The sequence below is a fragment of the Lentibacillus cibarius genome (genome assembly GCF_005887555.1).
GTDB classification, from domain to species: Bacteria; Bacillota; Bacilli; order Bacillales; family Amphibacillaceae; genus Lentibacillus; species Lentibacillus cibarius.
The window spans coordinates 671762-686727 of the sequence record NZ_VCIA01000001.1 but is presented as its reverse complement, the minus strand read 5'-3'; the positions used below and the strand labels follow the sequence as shown (position 1 = coordinate 686727).

The following is a 14966-nucleotide window of genomic DNA, read 5'->3' as shown; positions in this document are numbered from 1 at the left end:
ATAAGAACAATATAACAGTAATTGGAGGTATCGATATGGCAGGCTCAACACTAGAGATTAAAAATCTTCATGTTGAAATTGAAGGAAATGAAATTTTAAAAGGTGTAAACCTAACGATAGAAGGTGGCGAATTCCATGCGGTAATGGGGCCGAACGGAACAGGGAAATCCACACTAGCATCAGCGATTATGGGTCATCCAAGCTATGAGATTACTGAAGGAAGCATACATCTTGATGGTAAGGATGTTTTGGAAATGGAGGTTGATGAGCGTGCCCGTGCTGGTCTCTTCCTCGGAATGCAATATCCAAGTGAAATTAGCGGTGTAACGACATCTGACTTCCTGCGTTCATCCATCAACGCACGCCGCGAGGAAGGCAATGAAATTTCCCTTATGAAGTTTATTAAAGAGATGGATGAAGTGCTTGACTATCTTGAAATAGATAAAAACATGGCACAACGCTATCTGAATGAAGGGTTCTCCGGTGGTGAGAAAAAGCGAAACGAAATTCTGCAATTAATGCTTCTTAAACCGGAAATTGCCATTCTTGATGAGATTGACTCCGGATTGGATATCGACGCACTTAAAGTTGTTTCCAAAGGGATAAACAAACTGCGTGACGAACAATTTGGTTGCTTGATTATTACACACTATCAGCGTTTGCTTAACTATATTACACCGGATAAGGTTCATGTCATGATGCAAGGCCGTGTTGTTAAATCTGGAGGCCCAGAATTGGCACAACGACTTGAATCTGAAGGCTATGACTGGATCAAGGAAGAACTGGGAATTGAAGAAAAAACAGCAGAGCAGGAAGTCTAAAAAGCTAGGAGGGGTAATATGACTGTTGACACAAAGCTGCCATACAATAAAGACTATATCAGCCAGTTTTCACAGGAAAAAAGCGAACCTGAATGGATGCGGGATTTACGCCTTCAAGCTTTAGAACAAGCTGATTCCCTGGAAATGCCGAAGCCAGATAAAACAAAAATAGATAAATGGAATTTTAGCCATTTCAAGCATGATGCTCCTGAGGCTGGTAAATTAACATCGTTAGATCACTTGCCGGCGGACATTCAGGAATTTCTTGATGTAGATAATGCACCTGAAAATTTGCTTATACAGCGAAATCATACGGTTGCTTTTGCCTCCTTGAAACAGGAGTTGAAGGATAAGGGTGTTATTTTTACTGATATTTTCACCGCACTGAGAGAACATGGGGATTTAGTTAAACGTTATTACATGAAAGATGGGGTTGCAGTTGATGAACACCGGCTTACCGCATTGCATGCAGCCTTGATGAATGGCGGAGTGTTTGTGTACGTTCCTAAGAATGTTCAAGTTGAGGAACCGCTACAGGTTATTTTCTGGCAGGAAGATCCGGAAACGGCCATGTTTAACCATGTACTCGTAGTAGCAGAAGATAACAGTTCGCTAACATACGTTGAAAATTATATTTCTCAAAATGAAGAGCAGGAAACAGTATCAAATATTGTAACTGAAGTTATTGCCCATGATAATGCGCAAATTTCCTTTGGTGGTGTCGACAATTTCGCGGCAGGCACGACCACTTATATCAACCGCCGTGGTGTCGCATACCGTGATGCTCGTATTGAATGGGCACTGGGACAAATGAACGACGGTAACACGGTATCTGAAAATATCACTCATTTAATTGGAGAAAATGCTGTTTCCAATGCCAAGACAGTTTCAGTCGGGCGCGGCAAGCAGTCACAGAATTTCACCGCGAAAATTGTTCACTTCGGTAAAGAATCGGAAGGGCACATTTTACAGCACGGTGTCATGAAAGGTAGTGCTACGTCCATATTTAACGGGATTGGCAAAATAGAACACGGTGCAAAAAAATCGAATGCCGAACAGGAATCACGTGTGTTAATGCTCAGTGAAAAAGCACGTGGTGATGCCAATCCAATTCTTTTAATAGATGAGGATGATGTGGAAGCGGGGCACGCAGCATCTGTCGGACGGGTTGATCCTATTCAATTATATTATTTAATGAGTCGGGGAATCACCCAGACTGAAGCTGAACGCTTGATTATTCACGGTTTTCTCGCACCGGTTGTAAATCAATTACCGATTGAATCCGTGAAAAATCAGCTGAGTCAGGTGATTGAAAGGAAGGTATATTGATGGATGTGCAGGCTATACGACAAGAGTTCCCGATTTTGCATGAAGAAATTAATGGGCATCCTTTAGTATATCTCGATTCATCAGCCACTTCACAAAAACCGAGGACAGTAATTGAAGCGGTTGATACCTATTACAAAAAGGCAAATTCTAATGTGCATCGTGGTGTACACACACTAGGTTCGCGTGCTACAGAGCAATATGAAGGTGCTCGGGAAAAGGTTCGTAACTTCCTGAATGCAAGAAGTACAGCTGAAATCATTTTTACCCGTGGTACAACAACATCAATTAATACGGTTGCATACAGTTATGCACGGGCCAATCTGAAACAGGGGGATGAAATTGTAATTACACCGATGGAACATCACAGTAACCTCATCCCTTGGCAACAGGCAGCGAAAGCAACTGGTGCAACCTTGAAATATATCCCACTTCAGGATGATGGAACGATCTCATTGGAAGATGCACGAGCAATAGTGACAGAAAACACGAAGATCGTAGCCATCACACATGTATCAAATGTGCTTGGTACGGTTAACCCTGTGGAAGAAATGGCAAAAATTGCCCATGAACACAGTGCGGTCATTGTAGTGGATGGTGCGCAGGGAGCACCACACATGAAAGTGGATGTCAAGGATATGGATTGTGATTTTTATGCCTTTTCAGGACATAAAATGTGTGGACCGACCGGAATTGGGGTATTATACGGTAAGAAAGAACTTCTGGAAAATATGGAACCGGTAGAATTCGGTGGTGAAATGATTGACTTCGTCGACCTTTATGATGCAACGTGGAAAGAGCTCCCATGGAAATTTGAAGGTGGCACGCCAATCATTGCCGGTGCCATCGGCTTGGGTGCAGCCATTGACTTCTTGAATGAAGTGGGAATGGATAATATTCTAGCACATGAACAGAGATTGGCTGACTACGCGATGGAAAAAATACGTACAATAGATGGTATAACTGTTTATGGGCCGGAAAAACGGGCAGCACTAGTCACATTTAATTTTGATGATGTTCACCCGCATGATGCAGCAACAGTACTTGATGCTGAAGGAATCGCAGTGCGCGCTGGTCATCACTGTGCACAACCTCTAATGAAATGGCTGGATGTATCTGCAACAGCCCGGGCAAGTTTTTATTTGTACAACACGGAAGAAGATATTGACCGTTTGGTCGATGGACTTTTGAAAACGAAGGAGTATTTTGGGGATGTCTTTTAGCAACCTTGATACACTATACAGACAAGTCATTATGGATCACTATAAAAATCCGCGTAACAAGGGCACTATTGATGGCAACGCTCTGACTGTCGATATGAACAATCCGACTTGCGGTGATAGAATTCAACTGCAGTTGCAGGTGGAAGATGGAATTGTTCAGGATGCTAAATTCACTGGTGAAGGTTGTTCCATCAGTATGTCATCCGCTTCAATGATGACCCAGGCAATTCAAGGGAAAAAGCTTGATGACGCATTGAAAATGTCGAAAGCTTTTTCAGAAATGATGCTTGGCGAGGATGTGGATACAGAAGAGTTGGATATGGGTGATGTTGAGTCATTACAGGGCGTTTCCCAATTTCCGGCTCGGATTAAATGTGCAACCCTTGCTTGGAAGGCAATGGAAAAAGGTGTTCAGGAACAGTAAGCAGTCAAATGCTTAAGTAACAGATCGCTATCCGGCGCCGGGTGAAACTTGTGGTATCCTTCGCTTGTGAAATCCGGTACTGGAAGATCCGTACACTTTAAAAGGAGGTATTTTTCATGGCAAAACAAGTGCCAGAAATGGAAGATTATAAGTATGGCTTTCATGATAAAGACGTTTCGGTGTTTCGTTCTGGTCGAGGGTTGACACGTGAAGTAGTTGAAGAAATCTCAAGAATGAAAGAAGAACCGCAGTGGATGCTGGACTACCGGCTGAACGCGCTGGAGAAATTTTATAAAAAACCAATGCCACAATGGGGCGGCGATCTTTCCGAACTTAACTTTGACGAAATTGTATATTATGTAAAACCTTCAGAACGTCAAGGAAAAACATGGGATGAAGTACCCGATGAAATCAAACAGACATTTGATAAGCTGGGAATTCCGGAAGCCGAGCAAAAATACTTGGCTGGTGTATCCGCACAGTATGAATCAGAAGTTGTGTACCACAATCTTAAAGAGGACCTTGAAGAACTAGGTATCATTTTTAAAGATACGGATACAGCTTTGAAAGAAAATGAAGATCTTGTCAAAAAATACTTCGGTAAAGTCATTCCACCATCCGATAACAAGTTTGCCGCACTGAATTCAGCAGTTTGGTCCGGGGGCTCATTCATCTATGTTCCAAAGGGTGTTGAGGCTAAAACACCACTGCAAGCATACTTTCGGATAAACTCTGAGAATATGGGACAATTTGAACGTACACTAATTATTGCTGATGAAGGGTCATCTGTACACTATGTAGAAGGCTGTACAGCACCGGTTTACACAACCAATTCACTGCATAGTGCGGTTGTTGAAATCTTTATTCATAAAGATGCCTATTGCCGTTATACAACAATCCAAAACTGGGCTAACAATGTGTATAACTTGGTAACAAAACGTGCATCGGCAGGCGAAAATGCAACAATGGAATGGATTGATGGTAACCTTGGTTCAAAATTGACGATGAAATATCCATCGGTTTGGTTGCGTGGTGAAGGAGCACGCGGTCATACGCTGTCCATCGCACTAGCCGGGCGTGGTCAGCACCAGGATGCAGGTGCTAAAATGCATCATCTGGCTCCAAATACGTCATCGAGTATCGTATCTAAATCAATCTCTAAACAAGGCGGAAAAGTGACGTATCGTGGTATCGTTGAGTTTGGACGCAAAGCAACAGGTGCACGCTCCAACATTGAATGTGATACGTTAATTATGGATAACGAGTCCACCTCAGATACCATTCCATATAATGAAATCAATAACAACAATATTTCTTTGGAACACGAAGCGAAAGTATCCAAAGTTTCCGAAGAGCAGCTGTTCTATCTAATGAGCAGGGGCCTTGGTGAAGAAGAAGCGACAGAGATGATTGTTATGGGCTTCATTGAGCCGTTCACAAAAGAACTTCCAATGGAATACGCAGTTGAAATGAACCGACTGATTAAAATGGAAATGGAAGGTTCCATTGGCTAAACTTTATTAAAACCTTGATGCATTACTGCATCAAGGTTTTCTTTCTAACTGAAATTTGAAGAGCTCATTTTTTGAGCTTTTTTTGAAAGATGCAGAAGTATCAATTTTGCGGTCTGAAAATATGTTCAATATGGGGAAAGAATCTTAAGAGAAACGGATTGGTGTATTTCCTTACTTATAGGTGCTACGATGGGATAAGATACGCGCGATAGGGAAGGGATAGGATGGTTTATGTTGTTTGCTTGGTGATTGCCGTGTTATCTGCATTCACCGGCAGTTTAATTGGATTGGGCGGGGGTGTTGTTTTAATTCCGGCCATGCTATTTATGCATCACTATATAGATGCTTTTGCGTGGGCTGTGCCACAGGTGATCGTCGGGATTTCCCTTATTACAATGATATTTACTGCCTGTTCATCAACAATTGCCTACATAAAGAAGGGCCGTGTTCATTATAGGATAGGTGGCTTATTGTTATTGGGCAGCATACCGGGTGGCATATTGGGATCGTGGCTTAACCAGTTTATACACGCTGATAGTTTCTCGCTTTATTTCGGAGTATTGATGATTTTGTTGTCATTACTTTTTTTTATTAAACGAAAGCGCTCTGGAAATCTAGATCAGTCAGGAGAGAGGACAGCTGCTAAATATATTTCAGTTCTTCCGGCATTTTTCATTTCATTGACTGTCGGGGTGATTTCGGGCTTGTTCGGCATTGGTGGTGGTGCAATCATGGTTCCAGCGATGATAGTTCTTTTTGGTTTACCTATTCATATTGCCACTGCAACATCGATGTTTATGATTTTATTTATTAGTATAATAAGTGCAAGCACACATATTGCACTTGGACATATCACATGGCAATATGTACTTATTTTCATTCCGGGTGCTTTAATTGGCGGCACACTAGGAGCAAAAGTCAGTCAGTTAGTATCAAGTAATGCACTGGAATGGGTGTTGCGGATTGTACTGGTATTAGTCGGTGCCCGTCTGATTATGGAAGGATTGATGTAAGGAGTATGACAAAAATGCTGGAAAAAATTCACTTTTATTATACAAATGATTTGCACAGTAATTTTTCGAACTGGCCTCAAGTTGCCGGTTATTTGAAAGAACAAAAAGAAAAAATCACACAAGGAAATGAATCATGCTGGCTTGTTGATATTGGTGACCATGTAGATAGGGTAGATCCAATTGCAGAAGCGTTTATGGGTAAGGCAAATGTTCGGTTGATGAACGATGTCGGCTATGATCTGGCGACATTGGGCAATAATGAAGGAATCACAATGGCTCATGAGGATTTACACGAGTTATATAATGAGGCAACATTCCAGGTCGTTTGTAGCAATTTACACAGTTTGACGGATAAGGAACCTGAATGGTTGCAGCGTGTTACCTTTATGCAGTCTGTTGGTGGTGTTCGAGTTGGTGTCATTGGACTGACAGCACCGTTCAATGCCTTCTACGAGCTTTTGGACTGGTATGTTTCAGATCCGCTGGAAACACTTGATAAATATATTCATCATGTGAAAGAAGAAGCGGATATTATTATACTTCTGTCCCATTTAGGTTTAAATGAAGACCAGGAAATTGCTCGCCGAATTGATGACATTGATATTATTATCGGTGGACACACCCATCACTTATTAAGAACTGGTGAAACCATTAATGACACAGTGATTACGGCAGCGGGAAAACATTGTACATTTACTGGTGAGGTCATTCTGACATGGGACCATTCTGACCAGGAACTTCTGAAGAAGGAGGCGTATACAAACGACGTCAGTCATTTGCCTAAGGATTTGAATACGGTTCAAACGTTGCGTGAGTTAGGCGACGAAGCGAATCAATTACTTGAGCAGCCAATCACGCACTTGAAAGAATCATTGGAAGTAAAATGGTTCCAGCACACTGAATTAATGCAAAAACTGACGGATGTAATGAAACATTGGACGCAAGCGGATGCTGCCATACTTAATGCAGGTGTTTTATTGGACGGATTGCCCGCGGGTGATGTTAGCGGTAAAGATGTCCACCGTATCTGTCCTCATCCGATTAACCCTTGTGTTGTTGAATTGGACGGCGATGAACTAACAGAAGTTATTCGCGCGTGTCTGACAAGAGACTTAACGGAACTGAAACTGAAAGGATTTGGATTCCGGGGTGAGGTCATAGGTAAAATGATTTTTTCAGGACTGGATGTCGAGACGGTTGTTAGGGAAGATGGTAATGCATCTGTCCGGTCGATTAGATATCAAGGGGAGCCATTGAAGTCTAATAAAACATATCATATCGCGACGGCTGATACGTTCACATTTGGTCGATTGCTGCCGGAGGTTTCCAGATCCGAGGTGAAGCGTTACTTCTTGCCCGAATTTTTGAGGGATTTACTAACCTACACACTAAGGACTTATTTTAGCAGCTAACAAAAATTCGGTGACAAAAAACCATTCCTTTGCATAGCTTATGATAAAGAATGTAAGGGAGGCTTATTGAAAAATGGTAACGGTAACCCCGATAGAAATGGATGGAATGAATTTTACAGCTGTAACGGTGAAACTTCCTAAAACTAATTTATTAGTCGTCTCCAATGATATCGGCTACATCATGTGTGGTGCATTAGATGTGGATCTTTTTAATGAAGCACTTGCGGACAGAAAAACAGTTGCTGGCAGAGCAAGAGGTGTTAAAACAATCGATCAGCTGCTAGATGCGCCACTCGAAAAGGTAACGAATGCATCAAGTGCGTACGGCTGGGAGCCGGGAATAACCGGAAAGGAAGCCTTGATGAAACTAACTTAGATGATTGGCCGTTCCCCGTCATATATACCTCCTCAGCTTCCACGATTAATTAACTTAGAACTTCCCGCAAATAGACCGTAAATATCTTATTCTAACCCCCTGGAACAAGCATATGCTGTTTCAGAGGGGGGTTCCGTGTGCGAAAGCGAATGGGATTCAGCAGAAAAAAAATTACCAGCAAGCCGCTCTCCGTTAAGAACGTCTTGGTTATAACGCTAGTATTGTTTGTGTTGATGATTTTTTTGAGTATTGTCATCATTGATAAAGGTATTAAACCAACGCTAATGGAAATTGCTGAAAAAAAAACGACCGAATTCGCCACTCGAGGAATCAATACAGCAGTCCGGTTCGCTGAAAATTATAATTACGATGATTTATTAAACATTACATATAGTAATGACGGCAATGTTGCTACATACAACTGGAATTCTGCCATTGTTAGTGAAATAAACAGGGTAGCAACCGATCGTGTGGAAGAATACTTTCGGTATATGAACACCGGCGAACCGCCAGATTATCAGAATTCACTCTTTGAACCGGAAGAATTCGAGGATACAACAGAAAACTTGCCACGAAAAGATCCGACCGTAGTGGAAGTTCCGATTGGCCAGGCAACCGGCAATTCGATTTTAGCTAATTTAGGACCAAAGATTCCGGTCAATTTTGAGTTTATCGGTAATGTACAGACGAATGTCAAGCGTGAAGAAGAACCCCTTGGACTGAATGGTTCGTGGGTGTCATTGTATGTGGAAGTCGAGGCGGACGTGCAAGTGATTGTTCCGTTTACAACGGATACCGCCACCGTCAGTACAGAAATTTATATTGATGGTGGTGCACTGATGGGTGATATACCAGAATTTTATGGTGGCGGTAATAGTGAAAATCCATCTATTTCCGTACCGAAAGATGACTTAACAAGGGATAAGTAATCAAGTGAAACTCAATCAGTGGGGGATTTTATTTCTCCACTGATTATTATTTGACTTTTATTACCGCCCCAAGCTTACTCTTCAGCCGAAATCTCTCTTTGAAAATTAAGTTTCAGTTACTTCTAAATATTGAAGTAGAACCTTTGACATAGTGAAGAAGTACCGTTATAATACAACCATAGATGTCAGAAAAGAATAAACATTATAAAGACTATTCGCTGCTAAGAATTTAGCAGCAAACGTCTTAAAGGGAGGTCTGGAAAATGGAAAATCGTTCTCAATGGGGGACAAGAGCGGGTTTCATTTTAGCAGCAATAGGTTCTGCGGTCGGACTGGGCAACATTTGGCGTTTTCCGGCAACTGCATATGAAAATGGTGGAGGAGCATTTATGATTCCCTACCTTATTGCGTTGTTGACAGCAGGTATTCCGATTTTAATTATGGAATTCACCATGGGTCATAAATACCGTGGCTCTTCACCATTGACCTACAGCAGAATGAACAAAAAAAGCGAATGGATTGGCTGGTGGGGCGTGTTAATCGCATTCGTCATTTCGACCTATTACTCTGTCATCATTGCCTGGGCAATATCCTATTCTATATTTTCCCTCAACTTAAGCTGGGGCACGGATACACCAGGATTTTTAACAGGAGACTATTTGCAAGTTACAGCTCCAGGTGAGTTTGGAGGTTTCGTCCCAGGTGTTCTTATACCTTTAATTATTGTTTGGTTAATTGTTTTAGGCGTTCTTTATAAAGGCGTAAAAAAGGGTATTGAAATGGCAAATCGCATTTTCATTCCTACATTGGTGGTCGTGTTTTTAATCATTGTAATTCGTGCTATTACGCTGCCAGGTGCTTTCGAAGGATTGAACGCGTTCTTCACGCCTGATTTAAGTGCCATAATGGATGGGCAAGTTTGGGTTGCCGCATATGGCCAAATATTCTTTAGTATGTCCATTGCATTTGCAATAATGATTACTTATTCTAGTTATTTACCTAAAAAGTCAGATTTAACAAATAACGCCTTCATTGTTGGATTTGGCAACTCCAGTTTTGAACTGCTTTGTGGGATAGGCGTCTTTTCGGTATTAGGTTTTATGGCTGCGCAGGAAGGCGTTCCGGTTGATAAAGTTGTCGAAGGGGGAGTTGGTTTAGCATTCATGGTATTCCCTCAAATTATCAATAAATTTCCTGCGCTTAATGAGTTATTCGGATTTTTATTCTTTGCGTCACTTGTTTTAGCCGGGCTTTCGTCGTTGATATCAATTATTGAAACTTATGTTGCTGGTCTCATCGATAAGTTTAAAATTTCCCGTGCAAAAGCAGTGTTGTTCGGTGGTGGATTTGCAGCATTAGTTTCGCTGATATTTGCGACACGAGGTGGTTTGAACTTCCTTGACGCGGCAGATTATTTCATTAACCAATTTGGTGTTGCCTTTATTGGTTTAGTTGAAGTCGTGTTTGTTGCTTGGGTACTTCGTAAGCTTGGAGAATTCAAGGACCATGCCAATGAAATTTCTGATATTAGACTCGGCGGTTGGTGGACGTTCAGCTTGAGTGTCATCACACCGATTGTGCTGGGCTATACGATGTTTGATTTATTTAAAACAAACATCTTGAAGCAGTTTGATACGGATACAGGGAATTATGCGAATTACCCGGATGCATTTATCTTGTATGGTGGCTGGTTTATTGCTGTAGGTGCGTTGTTGATTGGTATTATCATGACATTGATCAAATGGAAAGGTTCCAAAAATACGAACGAATCTACTAAGGAGGCGAAGTAAATGACCGGTGGAGCAATAGCCTTTATGATTATCTCCATGCTGATTATTTGGGGTGGATTGGCCGCAAGTATTACCAATGCCGTAAAAAATGCTAAGAATCGCTAAATAAGTTTTGAGCCTATACCTGATCAGGTATAGGCTTAGTAGCTTTACTTTGACATTCTTTCCCATTTTCTTAAATAGGGATATGGATCAAATGACCATTCTTTCGATCCATTATCCTTATACATACCGTAATGCAAATGTGGTGGAAATTTACCTGAAGTTCCCGGTGGCCCGTAACCGGTTGACCCAACACTGCCAAGAATGTCACCAGGTTCAACTATTTGCCCCACTTTAATATCATCATTGTAACCACTCATATGTGCATAATAATGATAAATATTATTGATATCTCGTATACCAATCCGCCAGCCACCGTATAAATTCCAGCCTTTTAGCTCTACAACGCCATATGTTGTCGACTTAACTGGTGTCCCATAATCCGCAAAGATATCAGAGCCTTCGTGAATTCGAATGCCTCCAAAACCTCGCCGATCTCCCCAGTTGTTGTTGTAGGAATAATTGTAATCGGTATCGACCGGGAATTCCCTGTCTGTTAATTTAATCCGATTAAATTTTTTAAACACATTGGCTGTATTCATGATAGTTTGTACCGTGAGATCCCGTTTATAGTAGTTCCACAACGCAATTTTTATTTCATCCCTTGTAGGACCATATTCCAACAGCATATTAGCCATGGTGAACAAAGCATCTTCCGGCTGCTCAGGGTCTGCTTTCCCATCTCCATTGCCATCTTTGCCTTTTCCGTTAAAAAATTGAATAAAATTAATATCCTTAATCATGGAACTGTTTCCAATGCCATACCAAATTTCGGTTGGCAACGATATGGATACAAGCTGATCGTCCGTATTGTTTTCATTGCTGTTCCGTTCATATTGGTCGATGGCGGCTAAATAATACCATGGGATCTGGGTTATTGCTTCTGTTTTCCTGTATAAAGCCATGCGCTGCTCGTGTATTGACTTATCTTCCGCTTCTTTTGCTTGGATAAGGTGTGGAAGCTGAATGTAAATCAGACAAACTGCCGCCAGCATTGTGATGGTTTTTCTTAGGATGATGTTACACCTCCCTTATCTAACGAGATGAAGGACGGGGCAAGCCCGCCCGCTGGTTTCCCGCCTGTTTTATTTTCCTTGCGATGATTGTTTCATCCGGTCAATTATTTGGTCGAGTGTATTATCGTAATTGTCATTTTTCGTACTTGAATTGTGTAAGCTTTGTATATCGTGCATGATCATTTCATTATCTGATACATACACATCGAAATATTCCGGCAGAATAGATACCGCTGTTTTCTTTGCCATGTCAGCAGCTTTATCCGTTTCCAACTCATCCTCTTTAGCATAGGCAATTAGTGCTTCCTTGTCCGTTACAAGTGTTGCCACCTCGTCAAAACCGTCGTTACGTAAAATGATTCGTGCAATCATGTTTGCCATCTTCGTTCTGTCGATGGTGACAATGTGACTTTTTTCATTGTCATTATCCACTTGTTCTTTGCTATAACGGACATACCCAAGTTTGTCATTGCCCTCAGGATTTTTAGGTGTATTCTCTGCTTCTGGATCGAGTTCATCAACAATTTGTTCCCGTTCATCGGCCGCATTGTCGGTATTATTACAACCCACCAGTGCAAAAGCCGTAAGAAGAGATAATGTGATAAAAAGTTTCTTGGTCATGACTACCCTCCTGCTAATAATTATGGTCTGACCTTAGTGTACGGTTTTAGGGGAAATTCATACTACAAATAATTGTAAAAAATGTGGCTGCAAGATGCTGTAGTATGATAAAATTTGTATAATGTAATTGGAGTGATGCTGATGATTGAAATACAAGGGAAATGTTACGAAATTATAGAGAATGAGAAAAACGGTTTTCAAGAAGAAAGGATAAAGGAACGTTTTTCTGAAATTTTATCTAAATATGATTTTATTGTCGGTGACTGGGGATATGATCAGCTTCGGTTGAAAGGCTTTTATGATGATCAGAATCCGAAAGCTGGCTTCGATACAAAAATAAGCACACTGGATGATTATTTATACGAATATTGTAATTTTGGCTGTGCTTATTTTCTCTTGAAGAAAATTGACAAATGAGGAAGGAGCAGAAGTCTTTGGTTGACTACTGCCCTTTATTTTTTTCTTCAGGATCGGGATCTCCTGTTTCATCGTGCAGCGGGTGTGCCCCCGGTGTTTGCCTCGGGAGGTCATCATGTTGTTCCTTATCCGGATAAACAAATGCACTTTCCCGGCTCTGTCCTTCCTTCCATGGCGTTGATTTACTTCCTTTGAGTTCTTCATCGTTGATTTCAGACCCAAAAGGCCCCTCTGGAAATTCCTCCGGGATAAGATTATTTCGCTGACTGAGAACATTAGAAAAATCACTGTATTTCACTTTATCTTTTTTTGACATATTTACTTTCACCCCTTCTGTCAATTATTTTTTCCTAAAATGCTTAATCCTTTCGTGCCAAAATAAACCAAAAAACGTGATATGTGTAAAATAATTCTCGGGGCCACCTGAGGCAATTTTCTAGTCAAAAAAGAGAAGGCACTCTATCATAAATGTATGCTTTGACGGGCAAATACATTTCGAAAGAGGCCTTCTCATGGAAACTATTATATCAAGATTATACGCATTAATAAAGGAAACAAACAACTTAGTTGATTTGGAAGAAAGCATTCGACTCTATATGTATGAGGTGTTTGCTTCCCAGATGGGGGAAGTGTTCACACAGATTAATAAGGTGATTAAAGCTGAGAAACAGAAGTTGGGCTGGACTGTCGAGCGTGAAGATTGGAAAACGGTTCAATTCACGTTTGGGGCAGTTCGTTTTCGGCATACATTAATGCATGACCTGAAAGGTGATTCTCACTATCCCTTTGATGAGTGGGCTGGTCTTCGGAAAAGTCAACGATACAGTCCCCTGACGGAGGTAAAAGTGGCTGAATTGGCTAGTGAGAGCACGTATCGTGCATCAGTCCAAACTTTGAAGGAATGGACCCCCGTAACGATGAGTCATCAAACAGTCGGGAGTATCGTGAAGCGTGTTGGAGATGCGCAGTCCCAGGCTGATGTGGAACTGGCGGCTGAACTGGAGGAAGCAGCGTCCCTTCCGGAGGGAAAAGAAGTTGACTATTTATATACAGAGGCAGATGGCGTTTTTGTCCGTTCTACAAAGAAAAAGAAAAGCCATGAGGTCCGGCATGCGATTATGCATGAAGGCTGGGTCAAAAATGGCAAACGGGTCTCACTCAGCAATCAACACGTAATCATGACAACGAAGCCGACTGATGACTTTTGGAAAGAGGTGCAGTCATATGCGGCCCATGGTTATTCGCTGGAGAATACGCAGGTTGTGACAAATAGTGATGGCGGGCAGGGCTACACAGCTGAACGGTTCCAGGAAGCCTTTTCCCAGTCCCGTTATCCCGTGTTGAATCAACTTGACGCTTACCATGTAGCTCAGGCGTTAAATCGGGCATTAGGCGGTGAAAAGAGTGAATTTAAGGACGGGATAAGAAAAGCGTTAAAACAACACGATTGGCAACAGTTCATACTTTGGCTGGATACATACGAAAGTACCCTGGAAAACGCAAAACAGGTAGAAAAGGTAAACGGTTTTCGAACTTACATTCAGCACAATTGGGATCGTATTTTTGACTGGCGTGAGAAAGTGGAAGACCCGCCAGAAGACGCACGAGGCTTAGGGGCTATGGAATCCAATCAGCGTCGCGTTTCTTTCCGGATGAAAAGACGGGGGATGCATTGGAGCGTAGAAGGCAGTGAAGCTATGGTGAAAGTAAAACAGGGTATCCTCAATAACACGTTGCGGGATGTTTATCTCACATCCCAAAAACGAAGCGCACGCAAGCAGCGAGACGTTGAAAAGACCGTTCGCATGACGGAGTATTTGAATCAGCCAACACGCCCATCGATTGGCGCAAAAGAAGGTTCCATCAGTTTATATACAGCCCATTCATCAGCGATAGGAAACTTGATGAAGAGTTTTAGGTAATACCCTGCATGTTTTTGTCAGGTTCCGGGTTTTGGAACGTGACGAAAACATGCAGGCCAC

The 14966-nt window shown here is 41.8% G+C and carries 16 protein-coding genes; 13 read left to right on the top strand and 3 right to left on the bottom strand.

What is annotated here, in order from left to right; genetic code table 11:
• Positions 1-35 precede the first annotated feature (35 nt).
• The 11 genes from sufC (at position 36) to FFL34_RS03440 (ending at position 10933) form a co-directional block, all read left to right on the top strand.
• On the top strand, positions 36-821 hold the full coding sequence (sufC, locus tag FFL34_RS03490) for a Fe-S cluster assembly ATPase SufC (protein WP_138601508.1): 786 nt from the start codon (positions 36-38) through the stop codon (positions 819-821).
• An 18-nt stretch (positions 822-839) separates the two neighbouring features.
• Positions 840-2150 (top strand): Fe-S cluster assembly protein SufD, encoded by a 1311-nt coding sequence (gene sufD, locus FFL34_RS03485; protein WP_138601505.1) that lies wholly within the window; start codon positions 840-842, stop codon positions 2148-2150.
• Positions 2150-3370 (top strand): cysteine desulfurase, encoded by a 1221-nt coding sequence (locus FFL34_RS03480; protein WP_138601502.1) that lies wholly within the window; start codon positions 2150-2152, stop codon positions 3368-3370. The genes sufD and FFL34_RS03480 overlap by 1 nt, the downstream gene beginning before the upstream one ends.
• Entirely contained in the window at positions 3360-3794 is a 435-nt protein-coding gene (gene sufU / locus FFL34_RS03475; RefSeq protein WP_138601499.1) for a Fe-S cluster assembly sulfur transfer protein SufU, read from the top strand. Before FFL34_RS03480 ends, sufU begins: the two co-directional genes overlap by 11 nt.
• A gap of 116 nt (positions 3795-3910) precedes the next feature.
• Positions 3911-5308 (top strand): Fe-S cluster assembly protein SufB, encoded by a 1398-nt coding sequence (sufB, locus tag FFL34_RS03470; RefSeq protein ID WP_138601496.1) that lies wholly within the window; start codon positions 3911-3913, stop codon positions 5306-5308.
• A 224-nt stretch (positions 5309-5532) separates the two neighbouring features.
• Positions 5533-6321: a sulfite exporter TauE/SafE family protein gene (locus tag FFL34_RS03465; RefSeq protein ID WP_138601493.1), complete on the top strand. Its 789-nt coding sequence runs from the start codon at positions 5533-5535 to the stop codon at positions 6319-6321.
• Between the two features lie 14 nt (positions 6322-6335).
• Entirely contained in the window at positions 6336-7733 is a 1398-nt protein-coding gene (locus FFL34_RS03460) for a bifunctional metallophosphatase/5'-nucleotidase (RefSeq protein WP_138601490.1), read from the top strand.
• Between the two features lie 73 nt (positions 7734-7806).
• Positions 7807-8109 carry a YunC family protein gene (locus tag FFL34_RS03455; RefSeq protein WP_138601487.1) on the top strand — a complete coding sequence of 101 codons (303 nt, stop codon included), beginning with the start codon at positions 7807-7809 and terminating at the stop codon, positions 8107-8109.
• 137 nt (positions 8110-8246) lie between these two features.
• Complete coding sequence (gene yunB, locus FFL34_RS03450; protein WP_234031414.1) at positions 8247-9038, top strand: sporulation protein YunB; 792 nt, start codon at positions 8247-8249, stop codon at positions 9036-9038.
• Between the two features lie 263 nt (positions 9039-9301).
• Complete coding sequence (locus FFL34_RS03445; protein ID WP_138601484.1) at positions 9302-10828, top strand: sodium-dependent transporter; 1527 nt, start codon at positions 9302-9304, stop codon at positions 10826-10828.
• On the top strand, positions 10829-10933 hold the full coding sequence (locus FFL34_RS03440) for a MetS family NSS transporter small subunit (RefSeq protein WP_138601481.1): 105 nt from the start codon (positions 10829-10831) through the stop codon (positions 10931-10933).
• Positions 10934-10977: 44 nt separating this feature from the next.
• Here the strand turns inward: FFL34_RS03440 and FFL34_RS03435 are convergent, their stop codons facing one another.
• The gene (locus FFL34_RS03435; RefSeq protein WP_138601479.1) at positions 10978-11925 is read right to left on the bottom strand and encodes a M23 family metallopeptidase; all 948 of its coding nucleotides are present in this window, start codon (positions 11923-11925) and stop codon (positions 10978-10980) included.
• 90 nt (positions 11926-12015) lie between these two features.
• Positions 12016-12567: a YhcN/YlaJ family sporulation lipoprotein gene (locus FFL34_RS03430; RefSeq protein WP_138601476.1), complete on the bottom strand. Its 552-nt coding sequence runs from the start codon at positions 12565-12567 to the stop codon at positions 12016-12018.
• Positions 12568-12708: 141 nt separating this feature from the next.
• Between FFL34_RS03430 and FFL34_RS03425 the strand changes: the two genes are divergently transcribed.
• Positions 12709-12984: a YutD family protein gene (locus tag FFL34_RS03425; protein ID WP_138601473.1), complete on the top strand. Its 276-nt coding sequence runs from the start codon at positions 12709-12711 to the stop codon at positions 12982-12984.
• Positions 12985-13009: 25 nt separating this feature from the next.
• On the opposite strand, the gene FFL34_RS03420 is transcribed toward FFL34_RS03425, so the two are convergent.
• The gene (locus FFL34_RS03420) at positions 13010-13300 is read right to left on the bottom strand and encodes a hypothetical protein (protein ID WP_138601470.1); all 291 of its coding nucleotides are present in this window, start codon (positions 13298-13300) and stop codon (positions 13010-13012) included.
• A 196-nt stretch (positions 13301-13496) separates the two neighbouring features.
• Here FFL34_RS03420 and FFL34_RS03415 point away from each other — a divergent pair, with 196 nt between their 5' ends.
• Complete coding sequence (locus FFL34_RS03415) at positions 13497-14906, top strand: ISLre2 family transposase (RefSeq protein ID WP_138601467.1); 1410 nt, start codon at positions 13497-13499, stop codon at positions 14904-14906.
• Positions 14907-14966: the final 60 nt, after the last annotated feature.